This is a genomic window from Calothrix sp. CBUCES-K 9914 (genome assembly GCF_059640475.1).
Genome location: NZ_JBXXZH010000016.1, coordinates 38776 through 62372 on the forward strand (window position 1 = coordinate 38776; position 23597 = coordinate 62372).

Annotated in this window: 17 protein-coding genes and 1 CRISPR repeat array; of the genes, 13 read left to right on the forward strand and 4 right to left on the reverse strand. The window is 39.4% G+C overall.

From position 1 onward, the window contains the following. The first annotated feature begins 47 nt into the window (after positions 1-47). From AC2JBO_RS05525 to AC2JBO_RS05545, 5 genes are all read left to right on the forward strand, one after another. Complete coding sequence (locus AC2JBO_RS05525) at positions 48-1025, forward strand: CobW family GTP-binding protein (RefSeq protein WP_496952630.1); 978 nt, start codon at positions 48-50, stop codon at positions 1023-1025. A 471-nt stretch (positions 1026-1496) separates the two neighbouring features. Further along, positions 1497-3758: direct repeats of the CRISPR family, unit length 37 nt; unit sequence GTTTAAACTATAAATAATCCCTACTAGGGATTGAAAC. 543 nt (positions 3759-4301) lie between these two features. Next, positions 4302-5354, forward strand: a complete 1053-nt coding sequence (locus AC2JBO_RS05530; protein ID WP_496952631.1) for a WD40 domain-containing protein — start codon at positions 4302-4304, stop codon at positions 5352-5354. 129 nt (positions 5355-5483) lie between these two features. Further along, positions 5484-5753, forward strand: a complete 270-nt coding sequence (locus tag AC2JBO_RS05535) for a hypothetical protein (RefSeq protein ID WP_496952632.1) — start codon at positions 5484-5486, stop codon at positions 5751-5753. Positions 5754-6138: 385 nt separating this feature from the next. Then, entirely contained in the window at positions 6139-7443 is a 1305-nt protein-coding gene (locus AC2JBO_RS05540) for a PrsW family glutamic-type intramembrane protease (RefSeq protein WP_496952633.1), read from the forward strand. Between the two features lie 104 nt (positions 7444-7547). Next, positions 7548-8609, forward strand: a complete 1062-nt coding sequence (locus AC2JBO_RS05545; RefSeq protein ID WP_496952634.1) for a metal ABC transporter solute-binding protein, Zn/Mn family — start codon at positions 7548-7550, stop codon at positions 8607-8609. Between the two features lie 79 nt (positions 8610-8688). On the opposite strand, the gene AC2JBO_RS05550 is transcribed toward AC2JBO_RS05545, so the two are convergent. Both AC2JBO_RS05550 and AC2JBO_RS05555 read right to left on the reverse strand, forming a co-directional pair. Continuing rightward, positions 8689-9306 carry a hypothetical protein gene (locus AC2JBO_RS05550; RefSeq protein ID WP_496952635.1) on the reverse strand — a complete coding sequence of 206 codons (618 nt, stop codon included), beginning with the start codon at positions 9304-9306 and terminating at the stop codon, positions 8689-8691. A gap of 120 nt (positions 9307-9426) precedes the next feature. Next, the gene (locus AC2JBO_RS05555; RefSeq protein ID WP_496952636.1) at positions 9427-10359 is read right to left on the reverse strand and encodes an NAD-dependent epimerase/dehydratase family protein; all 933 of its coding nucleotides are present in this window, start codon (positions 10357-10359) and stop codon (positions 9427-9429) included. A 231-nt stretch (positions 10360-10590) separates the two neighbouring features. Here AC2JBO_RS05555 and AC2JBO_RS05560 point away from each other — a divergent pair, with 231 nt between their 5' ends. The 4 genes from AC2JBO_RS05560 (at position 10591) to AC2JBO_RS05575 (ending at position 15122) form a co-directional block, all read left to right on the forward strand. After that, positions 10591-11748, forward strand: coding sequence for a glycosyltransferase (locus AC2JBO_RS05560; protein WP_496952637.1), 1158 nt, complete (start codon positions 10591-10593; stop codon positions 11746-11748). Positions 11749-11841: 93 nt separating this feature from the next. Continuing rightward, positions 11842-12591 carry an undecaprenyl-phosphate galactose phosphotransferase family protein gene (locus AC2JBO_RS05565; RefSeq protein ID WP_496952653.1) on the forward strand — a complete coding sequence of 250 codons (750 nt, stop codon included), beginning with the start codon at positions 11842-11844 and terminating at the stop codon, positions 12589-12591. 393 nt (positions 12592-12984) lie between these two features. Continuing rightward, the gene (gene gmd, locus AC2JBO_RS05570) at positions 12985-14061 is read left to right on the forward strand and encodes a GDP-mannose 4,6-dehydratase (RefSeq protein ID WP_496952638.1); all 1077 of its coding nucleotides are present in this window, start codon (positions 12985-12987) and stop codon (positions 14059-14061) included. Positions 14062-14177: 116 nt separating this feature from the next. Continuing rightward, the gene (locus AC2JBO_RS05575; protein WP_496952639.1) at positions 14178-15122 is read left to right on the forward strand and encodes a GDP-L-fucose synthase family protein; all 945 of its coding nucleotides are present in this window, start codon (positions 14178-14180) and stop codon (positions 15120-15122) included. Between the two features lie 201 nt (positions 15123-15323). Here AC2JBO_RS05575 and AC2JBO_RS05580 read toward each other — a convergent pair whose 3' ends face one another. Beyond that, complete coding sequence (locus tag AC2JBO_RS05580; protein ID WP_496952640.1) at positions 15324-15596, reverse strand: hypothetical protein; 273 nt, start codon at positions 15594-15596, stop codon at positions 15324-15326. Positions 15597-15810: 214 nt separating this feature from the next. Between AC2JBO_RS05580 and AC2JBO_RS05585 the strand changes: the two genes are divergently transcribed. Beyond that, positions 15811-20190 (forward strand): beta strand repeat-containing protein, encoded by a 4380-nt coding sequence (locus AC2JBO_RS05585; protein ID WP_496952641.1) that lies wholly within the window; start codon positions 15811-15813, stop codon positions 20188-20190. Between the two features lie 442 nt (positions 20191-20632). Here AC2JBO_RS05585 and AC2JBO_RS05590 read toward each other — a convergent pair whose 3' ends face one another. After that, entirely contained in the window at positions 20633-21913 is a 1281-nt protein-coding gene (locus AC2JBO_RS05590) for a YcjF family protein (protein ID WP_496952642.1), read from the reverse strand. Between the two features lie 324 nt (positions 21914-22237). On the opposite strand from AC2JBO_RS05590, the gene AC2JBO_RS05595 reads away from it, so the two are divergent. The 3 genes from AC2JBO_RS05595 to AC2JBO_RS05605 all read left to right on the forward strand — a co-directional run bounded on the left by AC2JBO_RS05595 (position 22238) and on the right by AC2JBO_RS05605 (position 23490). Beyond that, a complete protein-coding gene (locus AC2JBO_RS05595) occupies positions 22238-22558 on the forward strand; it encodes a hypothetical protein (protein WP_496952643.1) in 321 nt (106 codons plus the stop codon). 386 nt (positions 22559-22944) lie between these two features. Then, entirely contained in the window at positions 22945-23163 is a 219-nt protein-coding gene (locus tag AC2JBO_RS05600; RefSeq protein WP_496952644.1) for a hypothetical protein, read from the forward strand. Positions 23164-23166: 3 nt separating this feature from the next. Beyond that, positions 23167-23490 (forward strand): type II toxin-antitoxin system PemK/MazF family toxin, encoded by a 324-nt coding sequence (locus AC2JBO_RS05605; RefSeq protein WP_496952645.1) that lies wholly within the window; start codon positions 23167-23169, stop codon positions 23488-23490. Positions 23491-23597: the final 107 nt, after the last annotated feature.

Below are 23597 nucleotides of genomic sequence, written 5' to 3' on the forward strand. Positions count from 1 at the left end.
GGTATTTGGCAAAAAGGTAAATTTATCACTCCACACTCTGCGATATTATGACAACAACAACTGATATAACAAGTACAGTTCCCGTAACCGTTTTAACTGGCTATCTTGGCGCCGGCAAAACAACGCTATTAAATCGAATTCTCACCCACGAACACGGTAAAAAGGTAGCTGTTATCGTGAACGAGTTTGGAGAAGTAGGAATTGATAACCAATTAGTTATCGATGCAGACGAAGAAATCTTTGAAATGAACAATGGTTGTATTTGTTGTACAGTGCGTGGAGACTTAATACGCATTATCGGCAACTTGATGAAGCGTCGTAACAAATTTGACCATTTAGTCATTGAAACTACTGGGTTAGCAGACCCGGCGCCAGTAATTCAGACTTTCTTTGTCGATGAGGACATGAAAGAGAAATTAGAACTCGATGCAGTCGTTACCGTAGTAGATGCAAAGCATATTTTGCAACATTGGGACGCGGACGAAGCGCAGGAGCAAATAGCGTTTGCCGATGTTATATTATTAAACAAAACTGATTTAGTTGAACCAGAAGAACTAGAAGAACTGGAAAAGCGAATTCGATCGATGAACGTGATGGCAAAAATCTATCGCACCCGTAATTCTGAGTTAGAAATGGATGCACTATTAGGTGTAAAAGCTTTTGACTTAGAACGCGCGTTAGAAATAGAGCCAGAATTTCTGACCGAAGAACACGACCATGAACACGATGAAACTGTAACATCTGTAGCGCTCGTAGAAAAAGGCGCCTTAGACGGAGAAAAGCTAAACGCTTGGATGAGCGAGTTACTACAAACTCAAGGCCCTGATATTTTCCGCATGAAAGGAATATTAAACATAGCGGGAGAAAATGAGCGCTTTGTGTTCCAAGGAGTCCACATGTTATTTGAAGGCAAACCAGACCGTCCTTGGAAAGAAACCGAAACTCGTAAAAACGAACTAGTTTTTATTGGACGCAACCTGGACGAAGCCAAATTAAAACAAGACTTCCTAAATTGCCTGTCCTAGGAACTTCCAAAAATTAAATTGCCCTACAATTGTGGAATGAACCCTGTAATTGTGGAATGGGCATCCTCGCCCGTTCCATATCAGTTCCATATAAAGAAGGCGGGCAAGGATGCCCACCCCACAAGACAATTTTAGAGATTTTATTTGAAAGTCCTTTAAATGGCACCAACACGTAGGGTAGGCATCTTGCCTGCCCTTCTCGCAAGCAAATATACCTACGTATTTTATCACTAAACTCATGTATCACCGCGAAAGGGGGGGTGTCAAAAAATGCGACTTAGCAAAAACTGCTGGACTTCTCTCAGGACAAGGGTTTCAGCCACTCAAAAATTAAAACTACCCGCGCACCATATCCAGAAAGCATTTCAGCCATTTCACAAAAATCAAAACACTGTTTTATATGTTATGATAACGAGGTTCGCGGAAATGCACCTTGAAAACCTAATAACACAAGCACTCCAGGCGCCAGCAGTTTAAACTATAAATAATCCCTACTAGGGATTGAAACCTGATAGCTACCCTCACCAAACAACTCTTGCGTTTAAACTATAAATAATCCCTACTAGGGATTGAAACAGGTCTAATTAAGTCTCTTGTCTTGGCTGGAATTAGTTTAAACTATAAATAATCCCTACTAGGGATTGAAACCGAGAAGAAGGGGGAACTAGTCGCCGTTTGCCAAGTTTAAACTATAAATAATCCCTACTAGGGATTGAAACTTTGATTATCTTAGAATCGCTCAAACCCGCTTGTTTAAACTATAAATAATCCCTACTAGGGATTGAAACTTGTGCTGCCCACAGGCGCAGGTAAAACATATTGTTTAAACTATAAATAATCCCTACTAGGGATTGAAACATAGACGTAAAACTTACAGGTAACTTATATATGAGTTTAAACTATAAATAATCCCTACTAGGGATTGAAACCAAATACATCCAACCCTTGTTCGTCAAGCAAGTCTAAGTTTAAACTATAAATAATCCCTACTAGGGATTGAAACAATCCTCAAGCTAGGCGCCACATCTCCTGAGATGTTTAAACTATAAATAATCCCTACTAGGGATTGAAACAGAATTCCTTGAACAAGAAAGAAGAAAGAAGAAGGAAGTTTAAACTATAAATAATCCCTACTAGGGATTGAAACACCTATCTTGGCGTCTTGCTTTAAAAATACTTTGTTTAAACTATAAATAATCCCTACTAGGGATTGAAACAGGCAGTAACTTTAGTTTTCTCAGGACGTGTTACGTTTAAACTATAAATAATCCCTACTAGGGATTGAAACTTGGAAATTTTTTTCTTCCTGCGCCCGCTTCTTGGTTTAAACTATAAATAATCCCTACTAGGGATTGAAACTTAATGGCGCCTCTTTCTTACATAAAGACATGGAAGAAGTTTAAACTATAAATAATCCCTACTAGGGATTGAAACAATGGCTTGTTCAATATGTGGTACGTATTCGCGAAGTTTAAACTATAAATAATCCCTACTAGGGATTGAAACTAATAGCCTGCAATCAAATGATATTCAATGCCAAGTTTAAACTATAAATAATCCCTACTAGGGATTGAAACTTTCTTTGCCTTTAATTGTTGCAGTAAAGTGTTTTTGGAGTTTAAACTATAAATAATCCCTACTAGGGATTGAAACTGAAATAAAATTTAGTGATTGGGAATCTAAAAAAGTTTAAACTATAAATAATCCCTACTAGGGATTGAAACCACGGCTAAAATGCGTAAATCAGTGAGCAACTTAGTTTAAACTATAAATAATCCCTACTAGGGATTGAAACAAGATACCAGATTTAGAGAGCAATTACAGGCAGGTTTAAACTATAAATAATCCCTACTAGGGATTGAAACGTAACCAAAATAGCGATTACAATCGATTTTTGATGTTTAAACTATAAATAATCCCTACTAGGGATTGAAACATGAGTAGGCGCCTCATCTGTAAATTCTGTGGCAGCAAGGTTTAAACTATAAATAATCCCTACTAGGGATTGAAACCTGAAGCTTGAGATTCTGAAATCCCAGACAATTGTTTAAACTATAAATAATCCCTACTAGGGATTGAAACTACGTGAATAATAAACAAGTAGTATGGAAACTTATCAAAGTTTAAACTATAAATAATCCCTACTAGGGATTGAAACTTCATAATCTTTGTTGCCCCAACTTAATTCGACGTTTAAACTATAAATAATCCCTACTAGGGATTGAAACCCCAAACATATCTTTCTTGACGAATTACTAAGGGGTTTAAACTATAAATAATCCCTACTAGGGATTGAAACTCAGCTTCCCCTCAGTACAAATCTGCCCAAAATCGTTTAAACTATAAATAATCCCTACTAGGGATTGAAACTGGCTAAAGACCACACCAATTATATAACGTGGCTAGAAAGTTTAAACTATAAATAATCCCTACTAGGGATTGAAACTAGAAACGTGTAGCCTTTCTAAAAAGGTATAAATTGTTTAAACTATAAATAATCCCTACTAGGGATTGAAACGCATCACAATGCGGGGGAAGGAAAAGGCTGTGAGGGTTTAAACTATAAATAATCCCTACTAGGGATTGAAACATTCTGTGTTAGGAGATTGTCAATCTACGTTAGTTTAAACTATAAATAATCCCTACTAGGGATTGAAACAGTCTGATTTCGCTTTGGTTCTTGATTGAACCAATTGGTTTAAACTATAAATAATCCCTACTAGGGATTGAAACTTAGTGAAAAAGATTTGAAGCGTATGAACAAAAAAGTTTAAACTATAACTAATCTCTTTAAAGTTTGAAACTGGTAAACGTTGCTATTAGTACCAAACATATTTAATTTACACCATCTAATTTGTTTCATAGTTTCAACAAAATAATAATGTTTATTATGATAATAAAAACTGAAAAAATATATTAATACCATATAACTTATATTATCTTTCTTTCTTTCTTTCTTTCTTTCTTTGCGTACTTTGCGTACTTTGCGGTTCGCAATTTAATCGTAATTTTTACAAATGATTTATAAAAAATACCGAAATTGTATAGACGTGTCAACGAAGTGTACCGCAGATAGATTTCGTGTATCGAAGTGCGAATGCTGTGTTTATTATATATTTAAGGCATTGATAATATTATTTTATGTTTATGGTGCGTAACGCCACCGGATTATTCGCTTCGTTGAGAAATTGTTATGGCGTTACGCACCCTACATGTAGATTTTTACCTGATGTTGATAGGATAATAATTTGAGTATCACTCTCATTTATATGGTTTATGAGTTCTTCAACTACTACAAAAGATTTTGAGCCAAAGTTTACTGCCACACTGTCAGATTATATAACGGCTGTAAAGTGGGCACCTGTTGGTTCAACGCTTGCTGTTGTTTCTGCTGCGGGAGAAGTTGCGCTATGGCAGGATGATGAACTGGAAATATTACAAGCTGCGACTTCGGAGTCTGTTGACTGTGTAGGGTTTTCCCATGATGGTAAGTTTCTAGCTGCAGCGGGACAAGATGGAAGAGTCAAAATTTGGCATGATGGTGAGTTAGTCACAACATTGGAAAATGCTCCTGCATGGGTTGATAAACTTGTTTGGAACCCAACCAGTAACCAGCTTGCTTTTTGCTTGAACCGTTATATTCAAATTTGGGATGCTTCTTCTCAGGAAGTAGTCGCTACACTCAACTTTGAAGATTCCTCTCCGTTAGGATTAGACTGGTCTAGTAACGGCGAAAACCTGGCTGCTGGTGGCAACAAAGGTGTTAAAATTTGGAACTGCTCTAACTGGGATGACGAACCTTATTTTTGGGAAATGCCTACAGTTAGTGTTGCTCTTGCCTGGTCAAAAGATAGTAAGTTCCTTGCTTCGGGTAATATGGACCGTTCAGTAGGTGTAATGGAGTGGGGTAATTCTGAGCCTTGGCTGATGCGCGGTTTCCCTGGTAAGATACGTCAACTTGCTTGGTCTAATATTAATACACAAATCGGCGCCCCATTACTTGCAACATCAAGCGTCGAAGGTATGGTAGTTTGGGAAAAACTAGAAGATGAGTCCCAAGGATGGGAAGCAAACGTCTTAACCAACCACGTTGATATTATTCAGGGTATTGAATTTGCACCAGATAGTTTCCTACTTGCTTCTGCTGCTAGCGATGGATGGTTATGCTTATGGAAACAAGCAAAACAAGTTTCCCAAGTTCTCACAACTGATGGAGGATTTTCAAGTCTTGCTTGGCACCCCAAAGGAAAACTCCTCGCAGCAGGAGGTGACAGTGGCAAAATCCTTATTTGGTCAAAATCATTACGCGGTCAAGGTTTTGGCAAATAAAAGTGTAAATTTAAAGTATCTGGGAACCAAGTCATACACAAGAAAAGTCTTTATACTTAGATTGTGGCTAATGACTAATTGCTGCGAATTCGTTATGCTGTAACACAAATGCCTTCTTAGGTGTAAATCATGAAGTTAACCAAACTGATTTTATTTACTTTTCCCGTACTGCTAGCCTCGCTGCTGTTTGTTGTTAGTCCAGCAACGGCAGAAGTTATTCAACCCGTACCTGTCCAACGTGTTGAACTAGTATCACAACATCCTACGCGCGCTACTATTGTTCCTAGATTCGCACAAAAATCCAATCCTATAAATGATGCAATGGGTTGTAGCTGTTCTGTTTGCGTTAAAGCAAAGCTTCAACTCGAAGGCAAACTGTCACTTTCCAGTATGCTATAAAAATAAATTATCTATATAGATTTTTTCAAAACCTGCTCTTATTTATCGCAAAGGGCAGGTTTTTGTCAATATTATAGAAAGAAAAATTAAAATTAATAGATGTGTTTCACATCTTGTACCAACGTATTTATACTAATATTTTTCGTTTTTAATAAACATCTAAATTTCTCAATAACACAATAAATTAGAGTCCTAGCCTGCGTAGGCAGGCTTTGTTCGTGTAGCCTCACCCTTATAGGGTGTAACGTGATGTGGTGTAATGTGATGTGGTGTAATGTGGTGTGGTGTAATGTGGTGTGGTGTGACGTGATGTGGTGTAGTGGGGTGTGTATAAAATACATAAAGTGCAACTAATTTAACAATATATAAATAGGTATCTACCAATATGAATGATGCGTTATTGCGATTAGTATCTAATAATGGTATAACCATTCAAACTTATCCACTCGAAGGAACAAACGAAATATCCTTTGAGCTTGGGAGAGACCCAGCAACTTGTCAAATACTTCTTGACTCCAATGCTTACCCAAGTGTCTCCCGGCGCCATGCTAAAGTAACATCCTCACAGCAAGGTCAAATTTTTACACTTAGTGATTTAAATAGCTCGCGCGGCACGTATTTAAATAATCAGCGTTTGCAAAGCAGTCAAGAATTACAAAATGGTGACAGAATAAAATTAGGTGAAGATGGACCAGAGTTTGTTTTTGAACATCAAGTAGCGCAAACAAAAGTCGCTACAGCAGTTAGCAGCGGAAATAATAGAACTGATGACAGTGGAATTTTTCCAATTGGCTCAAAAGAAATTAGACGGCAATTATTTGCCAAAGGGTTTTTAGTACCTGGAATAATTACAGTTATATTCGTTGTACTACTATTTATTGTGAGAGGCTACTCTTACCAGATACTGCTTGGTACTTACCTGGCTTTTGCCGCTCTTTTCTTTATCTATCAGTTATGTGGTAAAAGAAAGCCTTGGTGGGTAATGACGGGTTCTGCGGTATTCTGTGTAATTCTTTTAACCACAGTTTACTTTTTTATAATTGCACCAGTATTTTACAACATTTTGCCTGGAAGACTCTCTGATTCACAATCCTTAATACCAGCACTAATTGGTAACTTTGTCGGGCCGGGAATGTCAGAAGAATTAACCAAAGCAATACCAATTTTTATATTTCATTTTTTGGGAAGGTGCCTAGCTGAACCAACTCGAAGTAGAATCGGAGTTGAGGAACCTTTAGATGGTATACTGCTAGGCGCCGCATCCGCAACTGGTTTTACATTAATTGAAACTTTAGGCTTATATGTACCACGGCAAGCCATACAAATTGGGCAACAGTTAGGAACTGCTGGTGGTGAACTCGCTGGGTTACAACTATTAATCCCCAGAGTTCTAGGGGAAATTGCTGGACATATGGCTTGGAGTGGTTGGTTTGGTTACTGTATCGGGTTGAGTATTTTAAAGCCAAACAAACGTTGGCGAATTCTTATAGTTGGTTATCTCAGTGCAGCTTTACTACATGGTTTATGGGATGTTGGTGGTGCCTTGGCTCAAATCATCGGTATTCTTGTACTTCTCTGGTGGATACTGATTGGTGGATTTTCTTATGCTTTACTTATAGGGGCAGTTCTCAAAGCGCGCGTCATATCACCCACACGCGCTTCTAATTTTGCCACCCGCTTTATTCAATAACGAAATTTAAGTTGTTAAAGATAGTGCAAAGCTTATGGGCGTAATTGCCCTTACGTGGGTACAATACCTCATAAATACTTACTATTAAAAAACAGTTTGACAATATGAGGAAGTTGCTGATACCTTTTTTTACACTCCAAGTTTTATTATCAGCTTGTAGCAATCCAAACAATGTACAAAATACTACTTTAACGATTAAAACAACGGTGCCGCAACGTCCCCAAAACAATAATCTACCTCAAGTTGTTGTAACTACAAGTGTATTGTGTGACCTCACAAAACAAGTAGCAGGAAATACAGTTAATGTAAATTGCCTTATTCCACCTGACGTTAACCCCCGTACTTATCAACCACAAACAAATGACATTCAAGCTATAAATAAAGCTAAATTAATTCTTTACAACGGTTATAATCTTGAACCGGGTGTATTTAATATCATCAAAGCTAGTAAAAACCCTGTACCAAAAATAGCTGTTGCCCAAGTCGCAGTCCCTAAACCTCGCTTGAATATTCAACAAGGTGACAAAAAGTTAACTAATCCATACTTATGGCACGATGCCAAAAATGCTACTGCTATGGTGGACGTTATCAGTAATAACCTAAAGAAAGTGGCGCCGAAAAATTCTAAGTTGTATACAGCTAACACAAATAAAATCAAAAGTGATATAGCAAAACTAGACAAATGGATTAAATCTAGAATTGCGAGCATTCCACCTTATCAACGCACACTGATTACAAATAATGCTGAACTAGGCTACTATACAACGGCTTACGGACTTAAGTATGAAACCGCATTTCAAACTATAACTAATTCAGAAAACCCATCATCCCCAAAATTCAAACCTTTAATCCAAAATATTAAACAAACGCGCGTTCCATCTATCTTTATTAATAACGCAGTCAATCCAAACTTAGTTAAAACCGTGGCAAAACAAGCTGATGTTCGAGTATCCGAACGGTCGCTTGCGACAAATAATTTAGGTGTAAAGGGAAGTGATAGCGACACATATCAAAAAATGATGGTCGCGAATACACGTACCATTGTAGAAGGATTAGGAGGAACATATTTAATATTTCGACCGAATGTGAAAATTCAGAGTAGGGTGCGTGACGCTACGAAAAATCTCAACGTAGATACAAGACTTGTAGCGTCACGCACCGAATAATAATTGTGACGTTAGTAAGGTGCGTGAAGGCTACAAGTTTCTAGCTTCGTTTAATAATTGTTGGTAGCCTTCACGCACCCTACCCCTTCTGTTGCCAATGAAGGTAATTGTATATTCCAACAGCGCGACTGACGAGTTCTCGGTTTGGATGAGTAAGAAGTTCTTTGAGTTCGGGCATTGCAGCAGGTATATTTGATAGAGGCGCCGCACAATCGCGACAGTGTAATATACGTTCAGGTGAATGTCGCAATAATTCTAATATTTGATTTTGATAAGACTCTTTTGAACAGTCGCTAGCTACCCCTCCTAACCTGATATCTGCTGCACTGTATGCTGGTTCCCAAGTAACCAGCATGAAAGGTTGACTGACTTCACTTGCTTTAACTTGCTTTTTTTCAGATTGTTTCAGCCATAATTTACGTCGGCGCCGCATAAAGTCGGGAATTTCTTGAGAAAAAGCGCGCGAAGGCAGCATTACAAGCTTTTCACCTTCTGATATATTACCAACGCTCGGCTCAAACCCAATAACAGTAGTTACTAAATGCTGCCCATTATATGAGGGTAGACAAATATGGTCGCGAAGTTTAATAACTCCAGAGCGAAGAACACCAATTAATAAAGTCCAGTGACGGTAACTGTCTGTTCCAAAGTCGCGATGGACTTCACGAGTAGAAATAATTTCAAAAGCAAAAGGCATTTTTATATATATTTTCGATTCTATATATTCTATAGACAAACACCAATAAAAAAATAGAAACGGTGAGCAATAGCCCACCCTATTCAACACTCAACACTCAGCACTCAGCACTCAGCACTCTTAACTATTTAAAATTTCGTCGTCGCAAGAAAAATCAATTTCTTTCTTGTCCCTTCCGGAGGAGAGAAAATCATTCTCATACGAGTCTCTAAGCCCTGATACCAAATCGTATTCGGGTTGCCACCCTAACTCGGTTCTCGCTTTGCTGACAGAGGCAAAAAAGTGCTGGACGCGCATTGGAAAAGCTTTTCGCTTGCCAAAATCGAATTTCTTAGGGTCGTAGTGGACAATTTTGATGTCGTCAGGAGATTTTCCTGCGGCAACTGCACAAGCGCGCGCTAAACCATCAAAAGTGACAAAACGGTCGCCAGAGACGTTATAAACTTGCCCTAACGTATTCGAGTTACCCAAAACTAAACACATTGCCTTGGCTAAATCTTTGACGTGTCCGAATTGGGTGATGTGCATCCCGTTACCAGGAATAGGGATAGCACGGTTCTTAACTATCCGGTCAAAAAACCAAGCTTCTAGGTCGTTGTAGTTTTGTGGTCCATAGATATAAGTTGGACGAATTGATGTATACGGTACGTTTTGTTGTATTAAGTATTCTTCGGTATCCAATTTACCCTTGTGACGACTTTTTTGGTCAACCGCATCTCCTTCTCTATGGGGCATTTGGTCGGATTTTAAATATACTCCAGCGGAACTCATATATATAAAATGTTGCACGGAGCCTTGAAAAATTTCCGCTAATGGTTGAGTATCAGTAAGTTCCCTACCGTTATTGTCAAAAATTGCGTCGAATTTTTCGTTTGCTAGTTTTTGCTTCAATTGTTCAGGGTCTGTACGGTCGCCAGTAATTGTTGCCACCCCTTGTACAGGTGCAGGACGATTACCGCGATTAAATAAAACAACTTCATGTCCCTGTTCTACTAACAGTTGCGTGAGGTAAACGCCAATAAAGCGGGTGCCACCCATGATTAAGATTCGCATAAATATCCTTTGTTTGTATATCTGGCTTGCCGTTTACATTAATCTCAACAACAATCCCAACAACGAGGTTATCAGGTTGTGGTATACCTCTGGAACCAGTTTTGGTAGAAAAACGTCTGGACAGCTTGGATGGGACGTTGCCCATTTGTGTGCAAATAAGAGATTCTTAGTAAATCTCGTAAATAATTACATATTCTTTTTTTCACCCTATAGCTTCCTTTCTACACTTCTGTGTCATTAAAATATGCTTTAGTACATGAATGGCTTACACCAAAAGCTACCGGAGGTTCAGAACTCGTTGTCCGCGAAATTCTGAACCATATTGACGCTGACTTGTATGCCTTGATCGATTTTGAATCTCGAAATCCTGATAGTTATTTATATAAACGTCAGATTGGCGCCACTTTTCTCCAAAATTTTCCTTTTTCAGAGAAAGGCGTACAAAAATACTTGCCTTTGATGCCCTTAGCGATTGAACAATTGGATTTGCGTTCCTACGACGTAATACTCTCTTCATCACACGCGGTTGCTAAAGGTATATTAACAAGTCCAAACCAACTACATATTTGCTATTGCCATAGTCCGATGCGTTATGCCTGGGATTTAACGTTCGATTACTTAAACGCGAGTAATCTTGGACACGGCGCCGCTGGGTGGATATCTCGTTATATACTGCACCGCTTACGTCAGTGGGATGTGTTAAGCGCAAATCGTGTAGATTATTTCATTGCTAACTCACACCATACTAAGGCACGGATTTGGCGCTGCTACCGTCGCTCCTCAACAGTGATTTACCCACCTGTCAATATCGAAAATTTTCCATTTTTAGCCCAAAAAGAAGACTATTACGTTATTGTCTCCCGTTTAGTAAGCTATAAACAAGTATCCTTAATAGTCAAAGCTTTTAATGAACTTCAAAAACCTTTAGTTATTATCGGCACAGGAGCAGAAATGGAAAAAATACGACAGATATCAAAACCTAATATTAATATACTGGGATGGCAACCAGATGATGTGGTAAAAAAATATATGTCTACCGCTAAGGCTTTTGTGTATGCAGCATGTGAAGATTTCGGCATCGCTCTGGTTGAAGCTCAAGCTTGTGGCACTCCAGTCATCGCCCTAGGTGCTGGAGGTGCTTTGGAAACTGTGCGGGATATTCGCTCCTCACCACCTGGGACTGGTACTGGAATACTATTTGCAACTCAAACGATAGCAGCAATGATTGAAGCAGTAAAGGAATTTGAAACCTGGGGAGACAAATTCGACCATCAGTATGTCAAGGAACATGCTGCTCAATTTGACAAGGGTGTTTTTGCGCGTCGCTATCTTGAGTTTGTAAATGGGTGCTTTCAAAGAAACAAGGAACAGGAGTCTATGAAGTCTTGATTGGTATGCTTTTGCCAGTGGGTTCCTTCTCACGGCGCCTCCATTAAGCTTTAAGATTGGGACTATGTGTGGTGTGGATTATAAAGGAGTATGATGACAGCTCAAAGCTCACTACTCTCCGGGAAACGAAACCAAAGGCAAACAACTAGCGGGTCGTCTAAACCCAGTATTATAAAACTGGTTCAACAAAAAAAGACACCATCGCCTTTGCCATTCGAGAGTATCAACGGAGAGTTTGCCAAGCGATTGTTTGATATAGCGTTCTCGCTATTCATGCTAATAGCTTTTTTCCCTGTATACTTAGTGCTAGCGTTGCTGATCGCAATCAGTTCACAAGGACCGATTTTTTACATCCAAGAACGAGTCGGGAAGAACTATAAACGATTTAATTGTATAAAATTTCGTACAATGGTGACCAATGCGGACGAGATTCTCGTGCAAATGATGCAAACCTCACCGCAGTTGAGGCAAGAGTTTGAGTCAAATTTTAAGCTCAAACACGACCCTAGAATTACGCTTATTGGTCGCTTTTTGCGGATAACTAGCTTGGATGAATTCCCTCAGTTCTGGAATGTCTTGATGGGAGACATGAGCGTTGTTGGTCCACGACCACTAGTAGAGGAAGAATTACCCAAATATGGTTGCCACATCGAACAAATCTTAACAATTCGACCTGGTATTACTGGGTTGTGGCAAGTTTCTGGACGTAATGACATTCCTTATCCTAGGCGGGTTCAGATTGACCTCCATTATGTAAAATTTAGAACATTCTGGCTCGATCTTTGGATTGTTTTAAAGACTGTCGGTGTGGTTGTTATACCCAAAGATAACGGCGCCTACTGAAGAGTATACTTGTATATTTTTGATTGTATCTGTAAAGTAAAAATTTGCTTTACAGATACTTAATTTAGTATTTATTTTTGGAACCAGTTTTTTCAAAAAATCATTTCAACAAATGATCAAATTAATATGTTCTTCATAAATATATAAATTATATAAAGTTTCGATGAATATGAACATAACACTACTGAGTGACTTAATATTTCGTAGTTAAGCTTAAAGAGTTGTGTTCAGGGAGCGAAAGTAAGTATATATACTGATACATTTCTCTAAATACAAACAATTATTAGTAGCTTTCCCATTGGGAAATCTAGCTAGACTTGTTAAATTGTATCAGGTTGTATATGTCTATTACTTAGATTAGTTTAGAAGAGCAAATAACAAGGGATATAAAGCATGACGCAAAGAAAGCGAGCGCTGATAACAGGTATCACAGGTCAAGATGGTTCTTATCTGAGTGAGTTTTTGCTTGAGCAGGGTTATGAGGTTCACGGTATTATCCGTCGTACTTCTACATTCAATACTGACCGTATCGACCATATGTACGAAGACCCTCATAAAGAGGGAGTACGTTTGTTGTTACACTATGGTGACTTAACAGATGGCACTACACTGCGCCGTATTTTAGAGGAAGTTCAACCCGTAGAAATTTACAACCTCGGCGCCCAGTCCCATGTACGTGTTAGCTTTGATTCGCCAGAATATACTGTTGACTCGGTAGGTGTAGGAACTTTACGTCTGTTGGAAGCAATTCGTGACTATCAACAGCGTACAGGCATTCAAGTACGATTCTATCAAGCTGGTTCATCAGAGATGTACGGTTTGGTACAAGCAGTACCACAAAGCGAAACAACTCCTTTTTATCCTCGTAGTCCTTATGCTTGCGCTAAGGTATACGCTCACTGGCAAACAATAAATTACCGTGAATCCTACAACTTATTTGCTTGTAACGGTATTTTATTTAACCATGAATCACCACGTCGTGGAGAAACTTTTGTAACCCGTAAAATTACAATGGCAGTTGCTCGAATTGCTGCGGGTAGACAGAAAAAGCTATACATGGGTAATCTAGATTCTAAGCGTGACTGGGGTTATGCAAAAGATTATGTACGAGCAATGTGGTTGATGCTCCAGCAAGATGCTCCCGATGACTATGTAATTGCAACTGGCGAAACCTATACAGTACGTGACTTTTTAGAGCGAGCGTTTGGTTATGTAAATTTGAACTGGGAAGATTACGTTGAATTTGATCAGCGTTATTTACGTCCAGCAGAAGTAGATTTATTAATTGGTGACTCAACCAAAGCGCAGCAAAAGTTAGGATGGAAACCATCTGTAACATTTGATGAACTTGTGCAGTTGATGGTTGAAGCTGACTTACAAGCTTTGGGTATTACCTCACCTAATAAAAATGGTGCCCTTCCAAAAGATATCGCAACTGTTCGTCAAGAACTAGGTGCGTTACACTTCTAATTTTAGATTTAGGTGGCAGAAGCCACCTACATATATTTCAAAAATCAAATTTGATTCTATAGAATCCAAAATACCAAATCCCATTCATGTCCCTTTTAGGGAAAATCCAAAATCCTATGACTGGCTTAGAGCTAAATAACAAACGGATTCTTGTAACTGGTGGCGCCGGTTTTCTTGGTAAACAGGTAATTAGCCAGTTATGTAAGGCTGGAGCTAGCCCAGAGAAAATCACAGTGGTGCGTTCACGCGACTATGATCTGCGGCAAATGGAAGCTTGTAAGCGCGCCTCAGACCAGCAAGATGTTGTCATCCATCTAGCGGCACATGTCGGCGGTATTGGCTTGAACCGCGAGAAACCAGCAGAGTTGTTTTATGACAACTTAATGATGGGAACACAGTTAATTCACGCTGCTTACGAAGCTGGTGTCGAAAAATTTGTTTGTGTTGGTACAATATGCGCGTATCCGAAGTTTACGCCAGTGCCTTTCAAAGAAGATGATATTTGGAATGGCTACCCTGAGGAAACGAATGCACCTTATGGTATTGCGAAAAAAGCGTTGTTAGTGCAACTCCAAGCTTATCGTCAACAGTACGGCTTTAACGGTATTTACCTGTTGCCTGTTAATTTGTATGGGCCAGAGGATAACTTTGATCCCAGAAGCTCACATGTTATCCCAGCTTTAATTCGTAAAGTCCAAGAAGCGCAAGCGAGAGGTGACAAGCAACTTCCAGTTTGGGGTGATGGAACTCCCACTCGTGAGTTTCTTTATTCAGAAGATGCAGCGCGCGGTATCGTGATGGGAACTCAGTTTTTTAACGATTCCGAACCTGTAAACTTAGGTACAGGTTATGAAATTTCCATCAAGGACTTGATAACTTTAATATGTAAGTTAATGGAATTTGAAGGTGAAATCGTTTGGGAAACCGACAAACCCAACGGTCAACCCCGTCGTTGCCTCGATACCGAACGAGCTAAACAAGCTTTTGGCTTTACTGCACAAGTTGGATTTGAGGAAGGGTTGAAGAATACAATTGACTGGTGGCGCCAAAACGCTCAGTAATTATCCACAGTACAACTTATAGATACTGTAAAAAATGTCCACGCCTTGTGGACATTTTTGCTAACTGTCTACTAGTTTAATAAATCTTAACCGTTGTTTGGTAAGGAAATTGCACCATATACAAAATAACGAAAACGTTGACGTAGCATAGGCGTCCCGCCTGTGCAGTCATATAGTTTTTTTACCACAGAGACACAGAGTTCACACCAGAGAAGAGTTATTATTTGGCGCCAACTGTCCAAATTTAATGACATGAAGTACTAATGGTTCGGCAGGAAAGTCGAAAGCCTTATTAAGGAATTGTTCTCCAGGATAAATGCCTTTGGTATCGGTAGGCTTTTGCTTGACAATTGTGTCTAATTCTGATGGTACATTGAGTAAGGCTTTAAACCCAGGCACAGCTTCAGACAAACCCATACTTAGTACAAAAGTATTTTGTGTTCCAGGTGCTAAACGGTCTTTGGTGTCTGTCAAGCTAGCAGATAGTAAAGATACAATAAATCACTTGGGTAGTAGATACAACCCAAAATTTTTCCTAATTTACGTTTACGTCTGCACTCAGAAAATATGCAGCGTCTTTACACAAATTTACAATCAATAGCTTTTTAAGCTTTGTATTTACCCTTAAACTAAACTCAGTATCCTATACATAACCAATCTGCTGATATTGTTGGTAGGAGGGTAATCTATGCCGAAAGATAGGCTGGTATTACTGTCAAGAATTTTGGCTTCCTGTGTCGCCTTAGCATACCCTAGCACTAAAGTTTTGGCGCAAAACATCACCCTGGATGGGTCTTTGGGAACAAAAGAAACTTTAACGGGAGTTAATTACACAATTCCTCAATCTGTAGGGCAAACGGTTGGTAACAATTTATTTCACAGCTTTGGTAAGTTTAATCTCGATAGTAACGAAGCGGCAATTTTTCAAAGTAGTCCTAATATTCAAAATATTCTCTCGCGCGTGACAGGTGGTAATCAATCTGTAATTGATGGGTTGATTCGTACACAAAATGGGGTAAACCTTTTTTTCATAAATCCGAGTGGGATTATTTTTGGACAGAACGCGCGGTTGGATATAGGTGGTTCATTTACTGCAAGTACAGCAAATGCACTGCAATTCGGGAATCTTGGATTTTTTAGCGCTACTGATAAAAACGTTCCTTCACCTTTGTTGACGGTAAATCCTTCGGCTTTTTTGTTTAATCAAATTAATGCGGCGCCAATTATAAATAAATCAGTTGCACCAGCAGGCCAAACTCCCGCAGGTAGTTCTTTATCTGGACTGAGAGTTAAAGACGGACAGAGTTTGCGGTTAGTAGGTGGTGATGTGGACAGCAGCGGTGGAGATTTAATTGCTTTGGGTGGTCAAGTAGAGATTTTGGGAAGTAACATAACAGTTAAAAATATTGGTACAACTGGTTATTTTGGTAGTCCTGCTGGCGCCATTACTCTCAAGGCTACTGGTAATATTACCGTTTCTGGTGAGTTAGATTCCTTTGCTTTTGCTCGACTTGGTGACGCGGGTAATGGCGCCCCTATTTCCCTTAATACCTCAAATGGCAGTATCAATATTACAGGTGATTTAAATTCTTGGGCTTTTACACAATCTGGTAATACAGGCAATGGTGGTACTATAGTACTTAATACTTTGAATGGTGATATAAACATTACAGGCAATTTAGATTCATCACCTAGCACTAATTCTGGTATACCTGGAAATGCTGGAGCAATTACTCTTAATGCCCCTCAAGGTAGTATTAATATCAAAGGGGATTTGAGTGCTTACTCATACAATCCTCTGTCAAGACAAGTTTCTAGAGCCGGAGATGGGGCAAATATCAAACTCTTAGCTGCAAATAATATTGATATTACAGGCAATATTTCTTCTGGGTCCACTGCCAATCTTGGTGGTACAGGTAATGGTGGAGATATTTCTCTTACCGCCTCTAATGGCAGTGTTAAAATCCAAGGTCGTTTAGATGCCGCTTCTACAGGTAGCCTAGGTTCACTATCTAATATTGCAGTTACCGATGCAAAGGTTGGAAATGGTGGAGCAATTACAGTTAGTGCAGGCAATAACATTGATATTACAGGTACAAGTACTTTTTTCTCAACAATTTCGTCCCAAGCTGCATTAGAATTAGGTTCCCCGTATGATAACTTTCTCCAAACGGGTAATGTTGGCAATGGTGGAAAAATCACACTGACAGCCCCTAACGGGATTAAAGTAGTTGGTAGTATCGACTCAAGTGTACGTAACGATAACGATAATGACCCCAATTCTGTAGTTGGTAGCAAAAGTAATGCCATTAGTGGCAGTGGGGGAGCAGTTAACTTATATACATCTAACGGTAGCATTGCCATTACTGATAGTATTAGCTCTAACAGTTCTGCTCGATTTGGCAACATTGGAAACGGGGGAAATGTTACACTCAATGCTCCTCAAGGTGGTATTCAAATCAATGGCTACTTCAGCATTAACAGTTTGTCCAGCGCTAGTTTTGGTAATTCTGGTAATGGTGGCGCCATTAACTTAACAGCTTTAAAAGATATTGCTATTCGCGATAATTTATCCTCAAATTCCTCAGCAGCAAGTGGCAATGCTGGTAATGGCGGAGATATTTCCCTCAACACTACCAACGGAAATATTAGTCTTGGTGGGGTTAGCTCTTATTCCCTGGTGAATTATACAGGTGATTCGGGCAATGCCGGTCGAGTTACTCTCACTGCTCCTAATGGCAGCATCAAAACACAGGATATTTTTGCTTTCTCAGTTAGTAATGAATCGCCAATTAATCCAGATGGTATCTCAAAAAAGGGAGGAGCAATTGCTTTAACAGCCCTTAATGATATAACTACAGGTTCACTTATCAGTTACGGTGGCACTGAGTCAAACAATATTACTGTCACGACTAACGGAGCTTTTGAAGCCGCCAACAGTATTATTTCTACAAGTACAAATGGTGCAGGTAAAAGCGGTGATATTGAAATTCGCGCGCGGTCAGTCGCTTTAAAAGATGGAACACAAGTATCAACTTCTACACCAACTCAGGGTACAGGAGGCAATTTAACAATAATTGCTCCTGAATTTGTGCGTTTGAGTGGTTCTAGTCCAGAACTTGTACGTTATTTTTATACACAACAAGGCTTATTTGCTGCTCCTGGTTCTGGACTACCTCCAGGCATAAAACTAGGTGGTTACATTCCACCTCTAGCGTTTTCCCGTCAGTTTGGTGATGTGGAATTTCCTACTGGGCTATACACCCAAACTTCTGGACAAACTCAGAATGCAGGTAATGCAGGTGTAATTAATATTCAAACAGGAAAGTTATTAGTTCAAGACCAAGCCGTTATTGCTGCAACAACCTTTGGTAACGGCAATGGCGGAAATATACTTGTTTCTTCAGATGATGTCAGTCTCGACAATGGTTCTATTCTGAGTGGTGTGGGACCAGGCGCCACTGGTAATAGTGGAAAAATTGATATCCAAAGTCGTTCTCTATCGTTAAAAGATGGCGGTGTTGTGCAAAGCCTAACTTTGGGGAATGGTAAAGCTGGCGATATTGAAGTGAAGGCAACAGATGCAGCTATTATCTCTGGCTTCAACTCAACTTCTGGGTTTGTTAGCGGTTTAATTTCTGGAACAGAAGCAAGTGATAGTGGACAAGGTGGAAATATAACCGTTACAACTGCTAGTTTGCGTGTTTGGGATAGAGGCGTACTTAATGCCAGAACTTTAAATGCCTCTAGAGGTGGCAATATTTCAGTCAATACTGATACTTTATCGGTAACAGGCGCCGGACAGTTTTTGACTACAACCTCTGGTAGTGGCAGGGCAGGAGATATTATCGTCAACGCAACTGACCAATTTAACCTGTCAGATTCTGGTAGTGGTTTATACGTCACTACTTCAGGTGGACAAGGCGGAACAATTACTGTCAATACGAATCAATTTCAAATTGCTAAAAATGCTGTATTAGATGCTACCACTACTGCAGCTAATTCTGGTGGTAGCATCATTGTCAACACTAATACTTTCAGCGGTACAGGAGGAAGTCAACTTCGCACTACTACATCAGGCAGTGGTAAAGCCGGAGATATTACCCTAAAAATAAAAGACAAACTCTCCATCTCTGAGGCTAGTACAGGATTTTTTGCAAATACCGCCCCTGCATCTTCTGGTAACGGCGGCAACATCTTTATCAATCCTGATACACCACTCAACACACTGCTTCTTCAAGCAGAAGCCCGTATTGCTGTTGATAGCAGAGGAACAGGGCAAGGCGGCAATATTGAAATTCAGGCGAATACAATCAAACTTGATACTAGTGGCGCCCTGGTTGCTGAAACTGCTAGTAACCAGGGCGGTAACATCACCCTCAAGGCGCCAGACTTACTTCTTTTACGGCACAACAGTCTTATCTCCGCTACCGCCGGACTAGATAAAGAAATTGCTACAGGTAATGGTGGTAATGTTACCATCACTACACCGTTCATAGTAGCAGTTCCCAATGAAAACAGCGATATCTCCGCTAATGCTTCTAAAGGTAACGGTGGTACAGTTAACATCACTGCACAGAGTGTTTTTGGTATTCAGCCTCGTCCTTTTAATACATTATTAAGCGATATTACAGCAAGTTCTGAGAGTGGTATTCAAGGAACCATAGTACTTAACATACCAGATATTGATCCTAGTCGCGGATTAATTGAACTACCCAGCAACTTAGTTGATGCATCCCAACAAATTGCCTCTGGTTGTAGTCCTCAAAGAGGGCAAACCGCTAGTCGCTTTATCTCTACTGGACGTGGAGGATTACCATTAAATCCCTTGGAAGCATTGCGGGGACGCGCGGTGATAACTAACTGGGTAAAGCTTCCGGGTGACGAAAATCAGGAGATAAACCCGATAAGGGAACAAGGAGAAACTATAACAAAAACAACTCTTGAACCAATTGTGGAAGCACAGGGTTTAGTTCTTAATTCCCGTGGAGAAGTCGAGTTGATTGCACAAGTTTCTGCGGGTAATTTTCATAATTATCCACAGCAAGCAGCATTTAGTTGTAATTAAACCAAAACCATATTGGGAAGTAGAGTTTCCCTGCTGAAAAACTCTACTTCTCAAAATTTTAATTATGCACAAAGTCAAAACAACGCATCTGAGAAACTTGAACAGGAGAATTTACTTGTCAACAGTTACGACTGAATCGTCCACCTTTAATTGCTCATCGTCTTCAACGCCGTCGCCAAGCAGAAAAAACCCGTCTAATAGAACAATATCAAGATGTAATTGTGTCGCTAACTCAATTAAACAGCCAATTAACGAATTTAGTCGCAGAGCAGCAAGACATGTTGAAGGAACAGCGAGATATAATACGATTTTTAGTTCAGAATCAGCAAGATAGTTTTTAATACTCAAAGCTATAGGTATACTAATTGCTATAAAAAACAGCTAATAGACATACATATATCTAATAGCGCGGATTAATAGGTACCACTAAAATAATTCTTTGTTACTGTTGTGATTTATTAGAAACAGGCGCCGCAACATTTTTGAAACGTTCTTTAGCTTCAGTGAACGCAGCTTGCATAACAGATTGAATTTGTTTCGGGTCGGGTTTTTTACCTCCCACGATATCACCGAAATAAACACAAGCAGCTTCACCTAACGCCCATGTATATGAAGCAGCCCAATATGCGGCAATCACGCTACCAAAACCAGGTATAAATTTTACTAATTCCCGTCCAATAACTTGAGCAAGAAAACCACCAGCGATAGCACTAACAATGCCTCCAGCTTGCGATTGCGTTAAGTTTTGTCCGTATAATTTTCCTAATAACCCAACCATTGATACTTGTAATGCTGTTAGTACTGGCATGGTCGCGAACGGCAACGGAACTGCAGCAAGTGTCGCTGCTATTACACTAAAAGCATACATATAACGTCGCGCGACATTTCGGTATAAGTTGCCAATGCGCGTACTTGCTTGTTTATCTAAGTCTAATAATTGATAAATAGCGCGCGCTTCAGCTTCGGGTAACAAATCAGCTAAAGTATCACGTAATGTTTCTAGACCATAAAATACTGGTTCGTAACCGTCTTCTTCTAAAGTAAAGTCTACCAAAATTGCCGCATCGTACAACCCTTCAAAGTCTTCTTTTATAGCAGCATATGCGCGATTAACTTCTTCATATTCAGGGGGATATGCAGGATGATTATCTATACCCTGTGGATAAACTTCGTGTAAACAGGTGACAGCAAGTAAAAAAGGAATATCTCTATACTTTTCTCGTAATTGTTTGGCGATTTGCCGTAATGTATCGGTAGCAAAATCGTTTATTTTTATAGTTAATATCAGAACTCTGGCGCCGCGAGTTTCTTGCTGTAAGTCGCCAATCAGTTCTTGAATAATACTTTGAGTATCCTGATTAACATCGCCCAAACCGACTGTATCAGTAAAAACAAGTAAAGGTAAATCGTTGGAAGGATAAGCGTAGCGTTGTGTATGCTGCGTATGCGGTCGAAACCCTTGTCCAATAATTTCGGGGGAAACACCTGTCAAACCTCTAACTATCGAGCTTTTGCCAGCTTGCGGTTTACCAATTAACAAAGCTTCTGTAGTTGGTAATTGCGACTTGACAGTTTTCAATATTTCTGCTACTTGTGCTTCGCTAACATTAAACCAGCTAACAACAGTTTTGGCTACTTGCTCGGTTGGCAGCAGTTGTACAAAGCGCGATGCAGTTTTGTTCCAAGCATCCAGAATTGGATTGGTATCTTTAGGTTGACTCATTGCTCCCAAATCCCCGTGTTGCAGTCGTTATAGACCCACCTCCAATAATTTTAAATGATTCTGGGTTCGGAAGTTTTGGCGCCATAACGAAAAATTTGCAGTAAATACCGAATTCATATTTGTCTATTCACTAAAACTTCACACCGACTATAAATTAGGATTACAAATTGCCGTATACAATATCTCCTAGGGAATATTCACTAAATTTTACAAAGAATAGAAGTAATTATACGTATGCAATAAACGTGTGAATTTCTGTATTCAAACTTGTAACATCTGCCAATAAGTTAAAAACGCAACAATTATTACATTCAAAACAAAATTATGGTAACTCGAATATTCCGTGGTATAGGTTTTACTGACCAGTACTCAACTCTTAACGGTGTAACCCTAACGTTGGGCGAGAACAATGACTTTATTTATGCTGCTGGAGGTGACAACACAGTTTATACAGGCAATGGTGCTAACGTTGTTTTAGCAGGTGTTGGCTATGACTCTATAAGTAATTATGCTGGTAGATTTAATGCCTACCTAGCCAAGGAAGCTATTTCTTACAAACCCATATTAGATGCGGGAAATAATACTATCTATGCTGGGAGCGGAGATGACTATGTTGTTACGGGTTATGGTAACGATCTTAGTTAAGCTACCTGCTTGCTGTTTATAAAGTAATTCGCTTAAACGCGCGTCTTGTTCAGGTAACATTTGTTGTTCCGTTAAAGTCATAACCTGCTCATCAGAAAGTATTGATACGGGTTCTAAGTTTGCGACCTCTTTGCTTACGCTCGGTATGGAATAAAGCAAAGTATCAACCAGTACACTAGCTACGTCACGATTTGCCAGGTGGGCAAAAAGTTTTGCTCGTTGGAAAAATTCATCCGGCAACGTAATAGTGATTTGAGTACTCATGGTGTTTTTAAGGCTTTTTTTTAATTATTATAGACTTTTACTAGTACAATTCATCTCATGCACGGCGCCTATACTCTAAAATAGTTCTATAAATAAACGTTTTTCAGTCTCAAGTCGATCATATGAAAGCATACGAGTTTCCAGCCCAGCTAAATGCTGAAGGTAATATTAAACTACCAGATACAGTTTTACGTCAGTTACCACAAAATCAGCAACTGAAAGTAATTATTATGGTTGATGACAAGAGTGAAGATGAATCTGATGAAGCTTGGCACCGTGTCGCTGCTGAACAACTACTTAAAGGTTACAGCGAAGAAGATGCTATTTATGACACGATATAAGCAATGCAAAACTATCAACCTGGTTCTGTAGTCTTACTTGCATTGCCTTTTTCAGATGCAGCTACATCTAAACGTCGCCCTGCATTAGTGCTTTTAGATACAGGAGATGATGACATTGTTGTGTCACGTATAACCAGCCAAATGTTTAAAACTGCTTATGACGTTGAAATTATCGAATGGCAGCAAGCAGGTTTAATGCGTCCATCAGTAGTTAGGTTACATAAAGTAAATACAGTTGAAAAAAGCTTGATAGACCGTCTTTTAGGAACTTTACAGCCAAATGATTGGCAACAAGTTCGTCAATACATTCAACAAATTTGGTCTTAACGAGGGAATACCTAATAGGCGTATTTTAGTATTTGAAAACGGCGCCAGTAATTTTTGCATATCCTTATAGCTACCAGAAATATAATTTAGTACTGCTGAGTGATGCT

Excerpts from the sequence above, each read along its gene's own strand:
- AC2JBO_RS05525 (WP_496952630.1), top strand. The coding sequence starts at position 48 with ATGACAACAACAACTGATATAACAAGTACAGTTCCCGTAACCGTTTTA.
- AC2JBO_RS05530 (WP_496952631.1), top strand. The coding sequence starts at position 4,302 with ATGAGTTCTTCAACTACTACAAAAGATTTTGAGCCAAAGTTTACTGCC.
- AC2JBO_RS05535 (WP_496952632.1), top strand. The coding sequence starts at position 5,484 with ATGAAGTTAACCAAACTGATTTTATTTACTTTTCCCGTACTGCTAGCC.
- AC2JBO_RS05540 (WP_496952633.1), top strand. The coding sequence starts at position 6,139 with ATGAATGATGCGTTATTGCGATTAGTATCTAATAATGGTATAACCATT.
- AC2JBO_RS05545 (WP_496952634.1), top strand. The coding sequence starts at position 7,548 with ATGAGGAAGTTGCTGATACCTTTTTTTACACTCCAAGTTTTATTATCA.
- AC2JBO_RS05550 (WP_496952635.1), bottom strand. The coding sequence starts at position 9,306 with ATGCCTTTTGCTTTTGAAATTATTTCTACTCGTGAAGTCCATCGCGAC.
- AC2JBO_RS05555 (WP_496952636.1), bottom strand. The coding sequence starts at position 10,359 with ATGCGAATCTTAATCATGGGTGGCACCCGCTTTATTGGCGTTTACCTC.
- AC2JBO_RS05565 (WP_496952653.1), top strand. The coding sequence starts at position 11,842 with ATGACAGCTCAAAGCTCACTACTCTCCGGGAAACGAAACCAAAGGCAA.
- gmd (WP_496952638.1), top strand. The coding sequence starts at position 12,985 with ATGACGCAAAGAAAGCGAGCGCTGATAACAGGTATCACAGGTCAAGAT.
- AC2JBO_RS05575 (WP_496952639.1), top strand. The coding sequence starts at position 14,178 with ATGACTGGCTTAGAGCTAAATAACAAACGGATTCTTGTAACTGGTGGC.
- AC2JBO_RS05585 (WP_496952641.1), top strand. The coding sequence starts at position 15,811 with ATGCCGAAAGATAGGCTGGTATTACTGTCAAGAATTTTGGCTTCCTGT.
- AC2JBO_RS05590 (WP_496952642.1), bottom strand. The coding sequence starts at position 21,913 with ATGAGTCAACCTAAAGATACCAATCCAATTCTGGATGCTTGGAACAAA.
- AC2JBO_RS05595 (WP_496952643.1), top strand. The coding sequence starts at position 22,238 with ATGGTAACTCGAATATTCCGTGGTATAGGTTTTACTGACCAGTACTCA.
- AC2JBO_RS05600 (WP_496952644.1), top strand. The coding sequence starts at position 22,945 with ATGAAAGCATACGAGTTTCCAGCCCAGCTAAATGCTGAAGGTAATATT.
- AC2JBO_RS05605 (WP_496952645.1), top strand. The coding sequence starts at position 23,167 with ATGCAAAACTATCAACCTGGTTCTGTAGTCTTACTTGCATTGCCTTTT.